The following is a 16,737-nucleotide window of genomic DNA, read 5'->3' on the forward strand; positions in this document are numbered from 1 at the left end:
ATTTTAAATTAATAATATTTGCCCCATTTATCAAGTTTTTTTTCAAGTAGTTTTGACAATTTTTTTATATCTTCTTTGTAATATCTAATAAGGAATTCTTTAAATTCTCCATCAATATTAACTTTCACCTTCTCATCAGATTCATTAAATTGTTGAAGCATCATTTTTGCATTTCTTCTTAACTTAGTAGGAATCGGAGAATTTTTAAGAAACGTTTTCAACTTATTATCCTTATGAATAAAATCACTAATACTTTTTACCTTCTCTTTATTAGATTCATTTAACTTCTTATCTACTTCTAACGAAATTGACTCTATCTCTAAGAATTGTTTTAAATTTTGCTCAATTTTTTTAGGATTATCTATTAGTTCTTCGAATATAATTATATGCACATTATTTCCAAAGTATTTTAAATATTCTTGTATAGCATCTGAATACAAACCAGGTTCTAATTTAGGTAAGAAAGTATTTTCTTCTTCTAAAAATTGTTTCGGTGTCATCTTTAAATTTTTTCTTTTTACATACATTTTATAATAAGATAAAAACCTTTGAATAGGGTCCCTTAGCATAATTATTATTTTCGCTTTTGGGTTATAATCATATATATCTTTAGCAACTTCTGAAAAACACAAATAACTAACAGAAGCATCTAAATAATACATATATTCTTTATTAGATAATTTGTATAATTTATGATAGGAATCCCAATCTAACTTTTTACCACTATTGGTCAATGATAGTCTATCGGTAAAAAAGAAGGGTTCCTTTATATAAGAAGAATTAATTTCATGAGATTGATTTAAATAATAATGCATAGAAGTAGTACCAGCCTTAGCCGCCCCAACTAAAAATAAATTCACTTTTTTACTCACTCTAGTTACCCCCTAGTTAGTCGAAAATTCATTAGTGGTTTGATTTATTCTAATAAAAGTAAACAAGACAATGAAAGTTATTACTCCTTGAACAGGTTGATAGAATTTTCCCGAACCGATAATCATATTAATTAATGTAAGTAATACAATTGAAATATATATTTTCTTTATTATAATATTTTGAACAGTATTTGAAACAGTAATCAAAGCTTTATAGACCACATATAAATTCAAAAATAAATATGATATAAAATGGATAATACCTCCGGATAATAATAAATCAACATAAGCATTGTGAGCCATAGGGTACTGGTTCAATCCCATTACTCCAGCTAATGATGCAAAACCTATTCCAAGTATAATATCCATTAATCCTATAGAGTGAAATTCAAAAACTCTAGCAGGCTTATCAGTTAGTCTATTCATTAAGTCTTCCGAAGTACGATCACTATCTTGATTTAATGTATAATTAACAATAGTATCTATGTACTCTTCTAAATAAAATGTATCTGTAAAATTATAAACTATTAAACTGATAATTATAATAAATATTATTGAAGTGATACTGCGAATAAATTGCTGCACACTAAAATTTAATAAAATATAGATAATAGCACAAATAATTAAATTAATAACACTAGCTTTTTGTAATGATAACAGCATACCTAATGAGATAATTATTATTAAAGAATACTTAATGAACCGATTAAATAACCAATTCTTGCTAAACAGAAGTATCAAAATTGCTAATGATCCTATTGTCCCCATAGCCGTTAAACTTCCAGCTAATGAAGCGTATCTTTCTAATCCAGATCTTACAGTAGAGTCAGCGAGAAACATCAATGGACCAAAAACTATTTGATATAGTATTGACAAAGATGATAATCCCATAAAGATACATACTGTTCTAAATGCCATTTTTACAAAAGTAACAGATAATTGTTTATAAATTATTAAAAATAACAGGAATGGCATTAGCACAAAAAACCTTGGAAAACCTACTAAAAATTCATTAAATGGTAAATTAATAAAACTAATTATTGGTATTAATAAAAGTGAAAACAAAAATATTAGTTCTCTAGTATAAAACCTTAATTCTAAATCTAAAGTATTTTTTTTATACAAAAAAAATACTATAAATAAATAAATATAAAGCGAAAAGAGTAAACCAACATAAAAAATCATGTTTATGTTTCGTGTAACATGAAACAGCAAAACTATAATAATCAAATATAATATTTTTTCAATCTGATTTAATTCATTTTTAAAAGTATGCACTTGCAAGAACCGCCTTTATTTAAAATTCAAAGTTAAAAGACTTATTTTTTTGAATAAACTTTAAATAAAATATATGAAGGAAAATATAGTATTCTACTAATTAATTCTTTAAATGTCTTTAATTTATCGATTTTTAATTTCTTGAAAATAGTACTTCCAAGGCATGAAAATTTATAAGCTAACAGAATTAATTTAGGAAGTTGAGTTTTTATATAGGAATCATGTTTAATATTATTCCATGTTTCCGCTTTATTTTTCAATTGAATTTCGGCTTTGAAGCCCGCATTGTTACCTCTAATTCTAAACCTTGATAAAATCTTATTAACATAACCTAATCGATGCTCCCTAGCTAATTGTTTATAAAATGCACCATCTTGTCCATAACGCATATGAATAGGGAAAAATATTTTATCTTTAATTAGTACATCCTTTTTAACCATTACACATGAGGTTTGAATCTTAAAGGAAATGTAACACTCTTTTAGTACATTTTCGTTATAAATGGAAGTATCCATAGTTTTTGATCTCAAATGATCATTCCAAAAATACTCATAGGAATGTTGACTCCAAACATAGTTTTGATTTTCCATCAATTCAACTTGTAATTCCAATTTTTCAGGTAGCCAAATATCATCAGCATCCAAAAACGCTATATATTTACCTTTACTTTCAAGTATTCCATAATTTCTAGCAGCTGCTGGTCCTTCATTAATTTTCTTTACTTCTTTTATATTATTGTTAAATTTGGCAAGAACTTTTTCAGTATCTTCGGGTGACCCATCATTTATCACTATAATTTCTTTGTTTTGATAGGTTTGATTATTTACACTTTCTAGTGCCTCTTCTAACCATTTCAAACCAGAATAGAAAGGTATAACAACACTTACTAGAGGCTCCTTCATATTATTTCCTCCAGACATTAGTATTTACATAATCAGTATATGATAAAATAATTCTTAAAACTTTTTCAGCAACATTTTGCATACTATAATCACTTACCAACCGTAATGTATTTCTTGCTTGTGTCTCCAACACTGAAAGTCCCTGTAAAATTCTTTCCTTATTCAATCCGACCATCATTACAGACGCTTCTTCCATTGCCTCTGGTCGTTCATGAGCTTCTCTTATATTCAAAGCCCTGAAGCCTAAAATAGATGACTCTTCACTAATTGTTCCACTATCGCTTAACACGGCACGTGAACAAAGTTGTAACTTGTTATAATCATTGAAACCTAAAGGCTTTAATGTTTGGATTAATGGATGTAATTCGACTCCACTTTTGTCAATCATTTTCCGAGTTCTAGGATGTGTGCTTATAATGATCGGCAATTTGTATTGCTCAGCTATACCATTCAAGCTTTCAATTAAATCATTGAAGTTTTTATCAGAATTAATATTTTCTTCTCTATGAGCTGAGATAACAAAATATTGACCTTTATTAAGATCTAATTTTTCTAACACGTTTGATTTCTCAATCTCTTCTCTCTTCCAACTTAAAACTTCATACATCGGACTACCTGTTTTAATAATTTGATCCGCTGGTAACCCTTCTCTAAGTAAATATTCTCTTGCGATATCACTATATGTAAGATTGATATCCGCTGTATGATCAACGATTTTACGATTCGTCTCTTCTGGTACACGTTGATCAAAACAACGATTTCCCGCTTCCATATGGAAGATAGGAATTTTTCTTCGTTTTGCAGCAATTGCACATAAACAACTATTTGTATCTCCAAGCACTAAAAATGCATCTGGTTGTACTTCTTCCATAATTGGGTCAATTTTAACTAGAATATTTCCGATTGTTTCCACTGCCGTACCAGTTGCTGCATTTAAGAAATAATCTGGTTTATCTAAATTAAAATCATTAAAAAATACTTCATTTAATTCATAATCATAATTCTGACCTGTGTGAACAAGCGTATGTTCAATAGCTTCTGATTCTTCTAACTTATTAATTACAGCAGCTAACCTAATAATCTCAGGTCTTGTCCCAACTACTGTCATAACCTTTAACTTCTTCATTATTAAACCTCCAGATAGTATGTATCAGGCCTTTGTGGATCGAATAATTCATTTGCCCACATAATGGTAATCATATCTTTGTCACCTAAGTTTTCAATATTATGTGTATAACCAACAGGTATATCAATGACCTCAAACTTATCTTCGCTTACAAAGTACTCTATTACTTCTTTAGAATCAATTTTTCTAAAACGTATGACACCTTTACCACTTACTACTAAAAATTTCTCATTTTTAGTATGGTGCCAGTGATCACCTTTTGTAATACCTGGCTTTGAAACATTGACCGAAACTTGTCCACGATCTATCGTTCTAATAAACTCGGTAAATGAGCCACGATCATCTTCATGTTTTTGTAATGGATAACTAAAATTATTTGTATCTAAATAACTCAAATAAGTACTATATAGTTTCTTCGTGAACTCGTCTAACATATTAGGGATTAAACGGTTATCACGACTAGTTTTAAATTCTTGGATTAGGTCTACTACTTTTCCTAGTTTAACATTGTAAATTGTAGATATTTCACAAAAATCATCAACTTTATTTGGGTTACCTTCTAATGCATTCACAAATTCATTTATCACGTCATCTATATAAACAAGTTTCAACACAACACTAGAATCATTAACTTTTATTGGTTCCCCGTTTGCAATGTTATGACAAAAAGTCGCTACTGCACTATTATAGTTGGGTTTACACCACTTGCCGAATACATTCGGTAATCGATATATTAATGGTTGAACATCATTGTTTCTCCCATATTCAAATAGCAAATCCTCTCCAGCCTTCTTACTTTTACCATAAGGGTTATCAAGTTCAGCCTGAGTGGAAGATGTGACTAGAACTGGACAATTATTATTATTTTCCTTAAGTCGATCTAATAATAAAGAGGTTAAACCATAATTTCCTTCCATAAATTCTGACTCATCATCTGGTCTATTTATCCCTGCTAGATGGAAAACAAAATCAGCCTCTTTACAGTAATCATTCAAATCATCTAAATCGTTATCTCTATTATAAAGTAAAAGATCATTGTAATTACGATTCTGAAGTTCTGCAATTAAATTTTTTGCAATAAAACCATTTGATCCTGTAATGAGGATTTTCATTGTTATCTCCACCCTTTCAGTTCATCTCGTACAAACTGTAGTTCCATTAACTTCTTCTTGACTTCTTCAACATTAAGACGATAAGTATTATGTGAATTATATTCTTCCTCTGTAGAGAGCTTTTGATCTCCTTCTACAAAATATTTATCATAATTTAAATCCCTCTGATCAGCTGGTACTCTATAGAACCCTTCTAAATCTTCAGCAACGACATGTTCTTCCTTTGTTAATAAAGTTTCATACAATTTTTCTCCATGTCGAGTTCCAATAACTTTTATCTCATTATTTACTTCAAATAATTCTTTAAGTGCCTGTGCTAAGTCACCAATTGTAGAAGCTGGTGATTTTTGAACCATAATATCTCCTACTTCTGCATTTTCGAAAGCAAAAGCTACTAATTCCACGGCTTCTTCTAAACTCATTAAAAATCTCGTCATAGTAGGGTCAGTGACAGTTAATGGTTGTCCATTTTTAATCTGTTCTATAAACAATGGAATTACTGAACCTCTTGATGCCATCACATTTCCATATCTTGTTCCACAAATTAATGTTCTATCTGGATCTACTGTTTTGGACTTGGCAACAAAGACTTTTTCCATCATTGCCTTTGAGATCCCCATAGCATTTATAGGATAAGCTGCTTTATCAGTTGATAGACAAATTACTTTTTTAATTCCGCATTCAATTGCTGCGGTTAATACATTATCTGTTCCTTCTACATTAGTTTTCACAGCTTCCATTGGAAAAAATTCACAAGAAGGCACTTGTTTTAATGCTGCTGCATGAAATATATAGTCAACACCATACATCGCATTTTTAACACTTGCTATATCTCGAACATCGCCTATATGGAATTTCAGCTTTTCATTTCTGTACTTCTTACGCATATCATCTTGTTTTTTTTCATCACGTGAAAATATGCGGATTTCTTTTATATTGGTATGTAGAAACTTCTCCATTACAGCATTTCCGAAAGAACCTGTACCACCTGTTATTAATAAAGTTTTTCCCTCAAACATATTTTCACCCTCTATAAAAATTCGCTTTTTAGTTCAGAATACTTTGCACCCACTATTTCTTTGACTAATTTCATTTCTTCTCTTTTAATAGTATGATAGCCTTTCCCTACGCTCTTATTAGAAACATTCATACTAATATCTTCTAAGATTTTTTTGTTTTGTGAATATCCTAAGAAATTTAATATTCTTGCTAGTTCTTGCGATGGATTACTAACAAACGTATTATAGTCTAATGATATATATTTATTATTTGGCATCTTTTTAAAGGATTCTGCTGATGCCTCTATGGATTTCAACCACTGTTGCGCTGAGATTTCAATAGCCGACATTTTTCTAGCATCTTCTTCGAATCCTTTATATTTTGGTCCCCAATAACTAAGTCTTTTTTCTTTATCGAAAATTTTATTTAATCGGTTTAACACGTATTTTGATCCATAATAAGGAATATCTGCTGATGGAACAAACCTTGCTTTGGCCATAAGATACTTAAGATCTAGTTTTGCTTTCCACCTTAATTCTGCACTAGCCACAACATCCATTGGGTCCCTGAATAGAAAGATATATTTTGCATCAGGCACTATTTCATTTACAAAATCAACTCTTAATGAATTAGCACAAGTCTTCTCTATGACATTATTTACACTATACTTTTTCCTTACCCAATCAAATTGCTTATTTATATAATCCTTCATTTTTTCATCCGCATCATCTTGCGTAAATTGGTCATGTTCAATTCTTTTTTGGCCGTATCTCCATATATAATTAATTTCATCACAAGGCCATGTTGCAAAGTCGTCAAGTTTACATAATAAATCTCTTAACATATTCGTTCCTGACCTTGCAGCACCTATTATAACAATATTCATCTACTCACCTATTTTTTGGATAATATTTTTATAAGCTGTATCTGTTGTTAGAAACTGTTCAAAGTATTTCCTTGCATTTTCAGCCAATTGATCTCTTAATTCTTTTGAATCTTTTAAAGACATAAAATTTTTGTAATATGTTTCTAAGTCGCCTGTTTCACACCACAAGCCACAATTTGCATCATCCATAATCAATTTATCATAATCAGTATTTATATCTGTCGCAGCTAAAACGGGCTTACCTATCCGCATCAAATTTAGCGTTTTTGAAGGAATGTTTGGAATCGTATAATTTCTATTTAAATTAACAAGGCCAAGATCACTAAGTGCTAATAATTGATCATATTCCTCTGTTGGAACAAAATCATACATTTTCACATTTGGAAGCCTCTTTTTATTTATTAAGTCTTTTATTTTAGTTTTGGCTATTCCTTTACCTATAATTAAAAATCGAACATCATTGATATTATTTTCATACAATTTTTCTGCTAGTTCTATTAAAAATTCCAATTCATTCGCAGGACTAATATTACCTCCAAATGTACAAACAAATTTATCTTTTAAATCATATTTGCTAATCAAATCTTGAAGTTCACTATCTGTTGGTTTCTTAACATTATATACTGATGACCAGTTTTCTAATATGAAGAATTTTTGGGTTTCAATTTGATTATGTAATTTTAAATAATCTATGTTCTGATTTGACATACACCCTAAATAATCCGATATACTATAAATCTTTTTCTCAATATTTCTAAAAAAAGAATATATAGGACCTTTATTCAACATTTTTATATCCAAAGCATTTTGTGGAAAAATATCTTTTACCACTAGTAAATATTTGGCATTATGATGCTTCTTTTTTAGTTTCTTCACTGTATAATACAAAGTAATTGCAGGTGTTGGGTATATGACAAGGTCGAATTGTATATCTTTGAAGTGTCTATCTATCGCATTATTAAAATAAAAAGGTAAAAAAAGTGCAGTAAGACCTTTTCTGAATTTATTCACTTCAAAATAATTTCCTGCTTTAATCCAGAGAATTTGATGATTTTCTTCTTTTTGGACAAATGTTTCATTTCCATTTTTATTTTCTAAGAGAGCAGCAACATATACATTATGACCTTCCTCGGCAAATTTCCTACTTAAGTCTTTATACATATGTTCTCTTTTTTGATCAAATGGATAGTTTAACATTAAAAATAATACATTCATTTTAATACCCTCACTACAGTTTCTAACATAATTTTGAAATCTTTAATTAATGTTGCATCTTTGATGTATTCTACATTTATCCGTACCTTTTCTGGGAAAATTATCTCTTTATAATATCGTTCAGGATTTTCACTTTTACTTAATAGTTCATCTTCATCTTTAAACTCTAAAGTAGCCTTACCAGTGATTCCAGGAGGTACTAACAGTATATATCGATAATATTTATCTCTTTTTTGGTAAAGATGTGGCATATCTGGTCGAGGACCAACAAAACTCATTTCTCCCTTTAGAACATTAAGAAGTTGTGGTATTTCATCTAACCTAAACTTCCTCAACACTTTACCAATTCTTGTAATTCTCATATCTGCTTTATGAGTAATTCCATCATTTGTGGATGTATTTGCTTTCATCGTTCTAAACTTTATGATACGAAAGGTTTGTCCTTTATACCCCATTCGTTCTTGTTTAAAAAATATTGGCATACCACTATCAGCAATAATAAATATACAAACGATAATAGAAACTGGTAACAAAACAACAAATAGTAAAAGTGCTAAAATAAAATCTAATACTCTTTTCATTTGCACATATCTATTTATTGATGTTAATGTTTTATAATCACTTTCGAAGTCTATATCATGAAAGTTTTTTTGAAATTCCATTTGATCACCACAATTCTTTAACTATTGTAGTTACTTTAGTCAGATCATATTCAGTCATTTTGGTATCTGAAGGTAAGCACACGCCTTTTTCAAATAACTTCTCTGATACACCTTCACCAATAAAATCAAATTCCTCGAAGAATGGCTGCATATGCATTGGCTTCCAAATTGGTCTTGATTCTATATTTTCTGCTTCTAGTGCATTGAAAATATCGATTGGTTTAACTGCTCCACTTAACGTAAGTGAACTTAACCAATAATTAGGTTGATCCCAATCATTAACTGGCATGAATGAAAGCCCCTCTAAATGTCCAAGTTCTTTTTTATAATATTCATATATGTATTTCTTTTTTTGGACTCGTTTATCTAAGACTTTCAACTGCCCCCTACCTATTCCAGCAACGACATTGCTCATACGGTAATTAAAACCTAGTTCACTATGTTGGTAATGCCTCGCTTGATCACGTGATTGTGTAGCCCAAAAGCGTGCTCTAGCAATTTCCTCTTCATTATTTGAGACTAGCATTCCGCCTCCGGAAGTAGTGATGATTTTATTTCCATTAAAAGAATAAATTCCATAATCTCCAAAGGTACCTGTATGTTGTCCTTTATAATATCCTCCTAAAGATTCAGCAGCATCTTCAATTACTGTAACATTATATTTTTTACAAATTTCCATAATTTTGTCCATATCCGCTGAAAGTCCATATAGATGAACTACAATTACTGCCTTTACTTCTGGATATTTTTCAAAGGCTTCTTCTAATGCTATTGGATCCATATTCCATGTTTTTTCATCACAATCTATAAAAACCGGAGTTGCATTTTGATAGATTATTGGATTTGCTGTTGCAGAAAATGTAAGTGTGGAACAAAACACAATATCTCCTTCTCCTACCTCAGCTGCTTTTAATGCTAGGTGAATAGCTGCAGTCCCCGAAGATAACGCAGCGGCAGCTTTTGTTCCTACTTTTTCTGCCAACTCTTTCTCGAATTCATTGACGTTGGTACCTAAAGGTGCTATCCAATTTGTATCAAAAGCTTCTTGAACGTATTGTTGTTCATATCCTTCTTCACTCATATGTGGTGAAGAGAGGAAAATTCTATCAGCCATATAACTAGACGTCCTTCCTCATTGTTATAAAGTTATGCATCATACAAAAACATATTTTGATCAAACAATTTAACGTTAATTAATTGATCCCACTTTCTTTTCCTCGAATTCCTCAAATACTATCTTCATTAATTTATCTTTTATTTCTGTATTATTCAATTGATTAAAATGGTTTATTAGTTCATTAAAATGATCTGCATAAACTTCCACAGTTTTTCCAACATATATCTTCTCATATATAGCTTCTGGATGTACTTCGTCTTCTCCTAGTAATTCCTCATACATCTTTTCTCCAGGTCTTATACCCGTATATTCAATCGGGATCTCTTCCTCTGTATAGCCAGATAATTTAATTAGGTTTTTTGCTAAATCTACTATTTTTACAGGGGCACCCATATCTAACACAAAGATTTCTCCACCTTTGGCTAGCGTACCCGCTTGAATCACTAGTCTTGAAGCTTCTGGTATAGTCATAAAAAACCTTGTCATATCAGGATGTGTAACTGTTACCGGCCCACCCTTTTCAATCTGTTTCTTAAACAATGGAATAACACTACCACGACTGCCTAGTACATTTCCGAATCGCACAGCAACAAATTTAGTATTACTTCTTGTTGCAAGATCTTGCACAACCATTTCTGCCACACGTTTTGTAGCCCCCATTACATTCGTAGGGTTTACGGCTTTATCTGTAGAAACTAAAACAAAAGTATGGATGCCAAACGCGTCTGCCGCGTCTGCTACATTTTTCGTTCCAATTATATTGTTTTTTACGGCCTCGTGTGGGTTATATTCCATTAATGGTACATGTTTATGTGCTGCTGCATGATAAATAATTCTAGGATTATGTTCTTGTACAATTTCGAAAATACGTTTTCGGTCTTGAACATCAGCAATAATTGGCACAATATCTATTTCAGAATTTTGGTATTTTTGACGTAGCTCCATATCAATGGAATAAATACTAAATTCTCCATGCCCAACTATCAAGATTTTGCTAGGAGTAAAGCGCATCAATTGTCTACAAATCTCAGAACCTATCGATCCACCAGCACCAGTAACCATTACTGTGTTACTTGTTACATATTCCGAAATCGAATTGATATCTAATTCAACTGGATCACGTCCCAATACATCTTCTACATCGACATTTTTTAGAGAATTCACTGAGATTTTACCTGACACGATGTCCTCGATCTTTGGTACCATCTGAACTTTTGCATTAGTACTGTTACAAATAGCAACTAATTCTGTTAAAGCACCATTTGTTAAAGAAGGAATAGCTATAACTATATGTTCAATTTCCAAATCTTTGACTAAGTCAGGAATCTCTTTTGTGCTTCCTGCGACTGGAAGATCATATAGTTGCATTTTATGCTTTGCCATATCATCATCCGCAAATGCAATTGGTAAAAGCTCTGTATGTTGCTGTTCGTTTTTTAATTGTCTCGCAATCATTGCACCAGCAGAACCTGCTCCTACAATTAATGTGCGTTTTCTATTTTCATTTCCTTGCATATAGCGATCACGGTATACTCTCCAAACAAATCTTGATCCACCAATTAAAATAATATGTAATAACCAAGTAACAATAAGTGCTCTTCTGTAAATGGTGAAATCATTCGCAAAAAATTGAACTAAACCTGTCGCCGTAATGGTAAATGTAATCGCCTTTACGATTGCCATTAATTCACCAATGCTCGCATAGGCCCAAACTTTATGATACAGCTTGTAGATAAACGCAAAGAGATGATGAAATAGAAGCAAGGCGATTGCAGTAATCGCCATAGCATCTATCGCAGCAAATGATAAATCTGGATAGACAATCCATGAAGCTATAAAAATCGCTGTACTAACGATTAACGAGTCTAATAAGATTAATAAGAAAATCCGTTGTTTATAACCCATTTGGGCCATCCTTTCCCTAAATCGATTTATTGCTTCACTTTAATTTCTGCTGCTAATCCTTCAATGATCTTCTTTACTTCATCACCAATTTCCTCATTTTGTAACGCAAATTCGATTGTTGTTTTAATGAAGCCTAGCTTTTCGCCAACATCATAGCGTTTACCCGAAAAGTCATACGCAAATACACTTTGTGATTCATTTAACCTTTGAATCGCATCGGTTAATTGAATCTCACCACCGGCTCCTACTTCTTTTTGTTCTAGATATTTAAAAATAGTTGGTGATAATACGTAACGTCCCATGATCGCCAAGTTGGACGGTGCTGTACCTGGTTTTGGTTTTTCAACAAATTTATTTACAGAATAGTTATCACCTTGCTGTTCCTTTGGATCAACTATTCCATAACGATGTGTTTCATGCTCAGGAACCTGTTGTACACCGATAATGGATCCACCAGTATTTTCATATTCATTGATCAATTGTTTTAGACATGGAGTTTCCGACTGAACAATGTCATCACCAAGTAATACCGCAAACGGTTCATCACCAATAAATTTGCGAGCACACCAAACAGCGTGTCCCAAACCTAGTGGTTCTTTTTGGCGTATGTAGTGAATATCTACTTCTGCCGGTTGTTTTGTCTTTTCCAATAATTCATATTTACCTTTTTTCAATAAGTTGTCTTCTAATTCAAAATTATGATCAAAATGGTCTTCAATCGCTCGTTTCCCTTTACCAGTCACTATAATAATATCTTCAATTCCAGAAGCAATAGCTTCTTCTACTATATATTGAATCGTTGGTTTATCGACAATTGGTAAAATTTCTTTTGGCATTGCTTTTGTTGCTGGTAAAAATCTAGTCCCTAAACCAGCTGCCGGTATAATTGCTTTTCTTACCTTTTTCATAATTGATGACAATCCTCCAATTAAATTAATAACATACTTTTTTCATACATGTTTAGCATTATACAGAATCACATAGTGCTTTTCAATCAGAATATTCCCAATATCTTCTTGCGTTTAATTCTTTCTGGAACATCTCCTACTACTGTATCTCCACTAACTAAATATTGTGCATTTTCCATCAACCAAAAGAGCATTGAAGTTCCAAATTCGTCTTTAATAACATTGTGTGCTTCTTGCATCACAAATCCTCTACTGGTTATATTATGTGCATCTGACGCAATAAAATGCGTTAAGTTGGCATCAATTAACTGTATACTGAATTTTCTGATCTTTTTACCGAATTTACCGGATACACTTGCAGCTGTTACTTGTGTCAATGTTCCATTACTTACTAAGTCATATAATATATTTGGATTTTCGATTAACTCTTTATTCCGCTCAGGGTGTACAATAATTGGTTTGATTCCTTGTAATTGCAAATCAAACATTAACTGTTTCGTATAGCGCGGAACATGATTGGATGGGAGTTCCACGAATAAATATCCACTTGTCTCGTTTAGTGGTAATAGTTGTTCATTCTCTAAGTCTGCTAACATATCTCCATTTATTCGCGTTTCTTGTCCAGGAAGAATTGTTAGGGGGATTTCTTCTTCTTGTAATCTATCATTCAATTGATCAACTGCTAGTAATATATCTTCTTTATAGTTATCATAGCTACCGTTTAAGTGATGTGGTGTGGCAATAATCGTGTTAATTCCTTGTGATACGGCAGATTTCGCCATCTGCACACTATCTTCTGTATGTTTCGCACCATCATCAACTCCAGGCAGGATATGACAATGAATATCGATCATGTCAATTCATCGTCCTTTCTGCTCAGAAATGTAATACATTTTACGTCAAATTATCATACTAAAGTATAACAGGAAACACACCAGATGGAAACAGGAGAAGAAAGACGTTTTTTGTCGAAAAGTCTTTATTTTTTGTAAATTCAGTCTCATTTCTCCATATATAAACATATTAACCATTTATATTATTCCGAATATTTTCTTCTTTTTAAAATAGACAGGCTCTTCTCCCTGGACCACATTACCATCTGAGAGCACACTCATATTTTGCTGTAATAGATATAGCTGTCCAAAATCATTGTATTTTTTTATGGTATTCCAAGCTGACTGTAAGTAATAGTTAGTTTCTTCCGATGTATCTGAACCCAAGAAATGGACGAGATTATGTTGTATCAATTGTTTAGTAATCTTTTGCAGTTTCTTACCTTTTTCCCCCACAATACTCTTCGCACTCACTTGTACTAGTACCCCGTTTTTCACCAAACTATAGAGTAAATTAGGATTTTCTTGAATAACCACATTTTTTTCAGGAGTTACCAACACTGGTCTATATCCTTTTAATTGCAATTCATAGCATAACTGATTGGTATATTGTGGAATGTGATCATACATTAATTCAACAAAAACGTATTTTGTATCTGTTCCATAAGTGAGTAATCTGCCTTTCACCAAGTCATCTTCCATATTTCCATAAATACGAATTGTTTGTCCAGGAATGATTTCTACTGCTATATTTTCTTCTTCGAGCTGTTGGTTAATTTTCTCGACAAGATTAATAATAGAATCTTTATGAATTTCTTGATTTCCTTGTATGTATCGTGGTGATGCAATGATTTTTTTTACTCCAGCTTTTTCAGCTTTCTTCACTATAGCGATTGACGAGGTAATATTTGACACACTTTCATGATTAATTGGAATAATATATGGATTTATATCCAACATTAGTATCACCCTTCCCTGTTATTCTACCAACTAAACAAGACTTTAGACCTGTTCTATATAAAGAATAACATATCCGTTATAAAATGGAAAGGAACAATTCAAGATATTATTGTTATTTATATCCATTAGAATTTACTTTGATTTTTATGGGGGTTCCATAGAAGAAGAGTTTTAGCGCTTCGTATAAAATTATACGAAACGAACATATGTGATTTGATATTGATTTGCGCAGAATAAGGGTAGGAAATAGATAACTGGAGGTCTCACAGTACCTTTATATTTTCATAAAAAAAGCCTTTCGACCAATTTAATATTGATCGAAAGGTTTTTTGGTTAATTTCCGTAATAGTAATAGTGACCTTTTTTCTGTTCTCGGTCATTTAGCACAACACCTAACAATTTCGCGTTACCTACATCTAATAACTCTTTTGCTTTGGTGGCAGCATCGTATTCTGTCTGGTTACTACGAACAACCATTACTGCACCATCACAAATATTAGCAAGAATTTGGGCATCAGTTACTGCTAAAACAGGCGGAGTATCAAAGAGTACTAAATCATAATCCAAACCGGCATTGGAAATAAGATTTTCCATCGCTTTGGAACCTAATAATTCAGATGGGTTCGGCGGGATCGGCCCACAAGTTAACAAGTCCAGCCCTGCTACATCACTGCTTGTAACTGATTCTTGCAAACTTGATTCGCCCACTAGCACACTGCTTAATCCTCTTCGGTTATCGATTCGAAAAGTGTAGTGCAATGTTGGTTTACGCATATCCGCATCAATTAGTAATACTTTCTTTCCTTGTTGCGCAAACACAATTGCTAGATTCGCTGTCGTTGATGACTTTCCTTCTGATGGTCCTGAAGATGTTACAAGCATCGTTTTTAATTCCCCATCTACAGAAGAAAATTGTAAATTCGTTCGAATCGTTTTATACTGCTCTGAAATTGGAGAGCGTGGGTTCATTTTCGTGATTAAGTGCCTTACATTCTTTAATTTAGACTGTTTTTTTCTTCTGGCCACTTACGCTCCCCCTCTCTGCTTTTTGATTGATGGAAACAGGCTGTCCTAATGACATCATATCTTTTTCCTCAATATGCGACACTACTCCAAGAATCGGCAATTCCAATTTGTCTTCTACATCTTGTTCGGTTTTAATCGTATTATCTAAGTATTCAAATAAGAATGCTAGTCCTACCCCGACCATTGCACCAATCACAATAGCGATTGCGATATTTAGCATAGGCTTCGGGTTGACAGGTTGTGGATTTGCTGGAACAACCGCTTCTGATAGAACATTTACATTATTTACATTCATTAGACCCGGTAATTCTTCTTGAAAGATTTCTACTGTTGTATTGGCAATGTCTGCCGCTACCGCCGGGTCATAGTCAGTTGCTGTCAGCGTTACAACTTGAGAATTTTGCGAGGTGTTTAACGATATTTTACCGCCTAACGCTCCTGCAGATATCGTTAAATTCATCTCTTCCACCACTTGATCTAGGATACGATTACTGGTGATAATATCATTATACGTATTGATAATCTCTACATTAGATCGAATCTGATTAAGGTCAACACTTTCAGATTCGCTTGTATCTTGATTGACAATAAATTGTGTACTAGATTGATAGGTCGGTGTTAAAATAAAAAAACTGATGACGGCACTGATACCGGCAGCACCAACAATTAATAATACTATAAGTAATAGACGTTTTTTCAGGACTTCGAAAATTTCTTTGAGTGATATCGTTTCTTCCATTATTTCGTAACCTCCGCATAAAAGTTCTTTAAGATGAATTTTCCCATGACATTGTATACGAACACATCATAAACGGAATTATAACATAAACCGTTTTTATTTGACATAACTATCTTGAGATTTTTAAGTGTTTTTATATGTCATAATTGTCATACACACAAATAAAAAGCCTATGCAACCCTCATACACAGGCTTTT

Annotated in this window: 16 protein-coding genes; all 16 read right to left on the reverse strand. The window is 32.2% G+C overall.

Annotation, left to right across the window (positions count from 1 at the left end; translation table 11 throughout):
- Positions 1-8 precede the first annotated feature (8 nt).
- Positions 9-872: a sulfotransferase family protein gene (locus ACTWP4_RS02705; protein WP_443127211.1), complete on the reverse strand. Its 864-nt coding sequence runs from the start codon at positions 870-872 to the stop codon at positions 9-11.
- Between the two features lie 12 nt (positions 873-884).
- Positions 885-2,150 carry a hypothetical protein gene (locus ACTWP4_RS02710; RefSeq protein WP_443127212.1) on the reverse strand — a complete coding sequence of 422 codons (1,266 nt, stop codon included), beginning with the start codon at positions 2,148-2,150 and terminating at the stop codon, positions 885-887.
- Between the two features lie 41 nt (positions 2,151-2,191).
- The gene (locus ACTWP4_RS02715; RefSeq protein WP_443127213.1) at positions 2,192-3,052 is read right to left on the reverse strand and encodes a glycosyltransferase family 2 protein; all 861 of its coding nucleotides are present in this window, start codon (positions 3,050-3,052) and stop codon (positions 2,192-2,194) included.
- A 1-nt stretch (position 3,053) separates the two neighbouring features.
- Complete coding sequence (gene wecB, locus ACTWP4_RS02720) at positions 3,054-4,178, reverse strand: non-hydrolyzing UDP-N-acetylglucosamine 2-epimerase (protein WP_443127214.1); 1,125 nt, start codon at positions 4,176-4,178, stop codon at positions 3,054-3,056.
- Positions 4,179-4,180: 2 nt separating this feature from the next.
- Complete coding sequence (locus ACTWP4_RS02725) at positions 4,181-5,290, reverse strand: capsular polysaccharide biosynthesis protein CapF (RefSeq protein WP_443127215.1); 1,110 nt, start codon at positions 5,288-5,290, stop codon at positions 4,181-4,183.
- Positions 5,291-5,292: 2 nt separating this feature from the next.
- Positions 5,293-6,309 carry a polysaccharide biosynthesis protein gene (locus ACTWP4_RS02730; RefSeq protein ID WP_443127216.1) on the reverse strand — a complete coding sequence of 339 codons (1,017 nt, stop codon included), beginning with the start codon at positions 6,307-6,309 and terminating at the stop codon, positions 5,293-5,295.
- An 11-nt stretch (positions 6,310-6,320) separates the two neighbouring features.
- Complete coding sequence (locus ACTWP4_RS02735) at positions 6,321-7,175, reverse strand: sulfotransferase family protein (protein WP_443127217.1); 855 nt, start codon at positions 7,173-7,175, stop codon at positions 6,321-6,323.
- The gene (locus ACTWP4_RS02740) at positions 7,176-8,390 is read right to left on the reverse strand and encodes a glycosyltransferase family 4 protein (protein WP_443127218.1); all 1,215 of its coding nucleotides are present in this window, start codon (positions 8,388-8,390) and stop codon (positions 7,176-7,178) included. It abuts the gene before it with no gap.
- Positions 8,387-9,052: a sugar transferase gene (locus ACTWP4_RS02745; protein WP_443127219.1), complete on the reverse strand. Its 666-nt coding sequence runs from the start codon at positions 9,050-9,052 to the stop codon at positions 8,387-8,389. Before ACTWP4_RS02745 ends, ACTWP4_RS02740 begins: the two co-directional genes overlap by 4 nt.
- Positions 9,053-9,056: 4 nt before the next feature.
- Positions 9,057-10,166 (reverse strand): DegT/DnrJ/EryC1/StrS family aminotransferase, encoded by a 1,110-nt coding sequence (locus tag ACTWP4_RS02750; RefSeq protein WP_443127220.1) that lies wholly within the window; start codon positions 10,164-10,166, stop codon positions 9,057-9,059.
- A 75-nt stretch (positions 10,167-10,241) separates the two neighbouring features.
- Positions 10,242-12,074: a polysaccharide biosynthesis protein gene (locus ACTWP4_RS02755; RefSeq protein WP_443127221.1), complete on the reverse strand. Its 1,833-nt coding sequence runs from the start codon at positions 12,072-12,074 to the stop codon at positions 10,242-10,244.
- Positions 12,075-12,100: 26 nt separating this feature from the next.
- Positions 12,101-12,982: a UTP--glucose-1-phosphate uridylyltransferase GalU gene (gene galU, locus ACTWP4_RS02760; RefSeq protein WP_443127222.1), complete on the reverse strand. Its 882-nt coding sequence runs from the start codon at positions 12,980-12,982 to the stop codon at positions 12,101-12,103.
- A gap of 86 nt (positions 12,983-13,068) precedes the next feature.
- The gene (locus tag ACTWP4_RS02765; RefSeq protein WP_443127223.1) at positions 13,069-13,836 is read right to left on the reverse strand and encodes a tyrosine-protein phosphatase; all 768 of its coding nucleotides are present in this window, start codon (positions 13,834-13,836) and stop codon (positions 13,069-13,071) included.
- Positions 13,837-14,013: 177 nt separating this feature from the next.
- Complete coding sequence (locus ACTWP4_RS02770; protein ID WP_443127224.1) at positions 14,014-14,775, reverse strand: tyrosine-protein phosphatase; 762 nt, start codon at positions 14,773-14,775, stop codon at positions 14,014-14,016.
- Positions 14,776-15,108: 333 nt separating this feature from the next.
- Positions 15,109-15,801 (reverse strand): CpsD/CapB family tyrosine-protein kinase, encoded by a 693-nt coding sequence (locus tag ACTWP4_RS02775; RefSeq protein ID WP_443127225.1) that lies wholly within the window; start codon positions 15,799-15,801, stop codon positions 15,109-15,111.
- On the reverse strand, positions 15,776-16,540 hold the full coding sequence (locus ACTWP4_RS02780; RefSeq protein ID WP_443127226.1) for a YveK family protein: 765 nt from the start codon (positions 16,538-16,540) through the stop codon (positions 15,776-15,778). The genes ACTWP4_RS02775 and ACTWP4_RS02780 overlap by 26 nt, the downstream gene beginning before the upstream one ends.
- Between the last annotated feature and the right edge of the window lie 197 nt (positions 16,541-16,737).

The organism is Gracilibacillus sp. D59, assembly GCF_052246695.1.
In the GTDB taxonomy this organism is placed as follows: Bacteria; Bacillota; Bacilli; order Bacillales; family Amphibacillaceae; genus Gracilibacillus.

Bases quoted from the DNA above. Each gene is read 5' to 3' on its own strand.
- wecB (WP_443127214.1), bottom strand. From the start codon at position 4,178: ATGAAGAAGTTAAAGGTTATGACAGTAGTTGGGACAAGACCTGAGATT.
- galU (WP_443127222.1), bottom strand. From the start codon at position 12,982: ATGAAAAAGGTAAGAAAAGCAATTATACCGGCAGCTGGTTTAGGGACT.
- ACTWP4_RS02730 (WP_443127216.1), bottom strand. From the start codon at position 6,309: ATGTTTGAGGGAAAAACTTTATTAATAACAGGTGGTACAGGTTCTTTC.
- ACTWP4_RS02765 (WP_443127223.1), bottom strand. From the start codon at position 13,836: ATGATCGATATTCATTGTCATATCCTGCCTGGAGTTGATGATGGTGCG.
- ACTWP4_RS02725 (WP_443127215.1), bottom strand. From the start codon at position 5,290: ATGAAAATCCTCATTACAGGATCAAATGGTTTTATTGCAAAAAATTTA.
- ACTWP4_RS02755 (WP_443127221.1), bottom strand. From the start codon at position 12,074: ATGGGTTATAAACAACGGATTTTCTTATTAATCTTATTAGACTCGTTA.
- ACTWP4_RS02715 (WP_443127213.1), bottom strand. From the start codon at position 3,052: ATGAAGGAGCCTCTAGTAAGTGTTGTTATACCTTTCTATTCTGGTTTG.
- ACTWP4_RS02780 (WP_443127226.1), bottom strand. From the start codon at position 16,540: ATGGAAGAAACGATATCACTCAAAGAAATTTTCGAAGTCCTGAAAAAA.
- ACTWP4_RS02740 (WP_443127218.1), bottom strand. From the start codon at position 8,390: ATGAATGTATTATTTTTAATGTTAAACTATCCATTTGATCAAAAAAGA.
- ACTWP4_RS02750 (WP_443127220.1), bottom strand. From the start codon at position 10,166: ATGGCTGATAGAATTTTCCTCTCTTCACCACATATGAGTGAAGAAGGA.
- ACTWP4_RS02770 (WP_443127224.1), bottom strand. From the start codon at position 14,775: ATGTTGGATATAAATCCATATATTATTCCAATTAATCATGAAAGTGTG.
- ACTWP4_RS02735 (WP_443127217.1), bottom strand. From the start codon at position 7,175: ATGAATATTGTTATAATAGGTGCTGCAAGGTCAGGAACGAATATGTTA.
- ACTWP4_RS02745 (WP_443127219.1), bottom strand. From the start codon at position 9,052: ATGGAATTTCAAAAAAACTTTCATGATATAGACTTCGAAAGTGATTAT.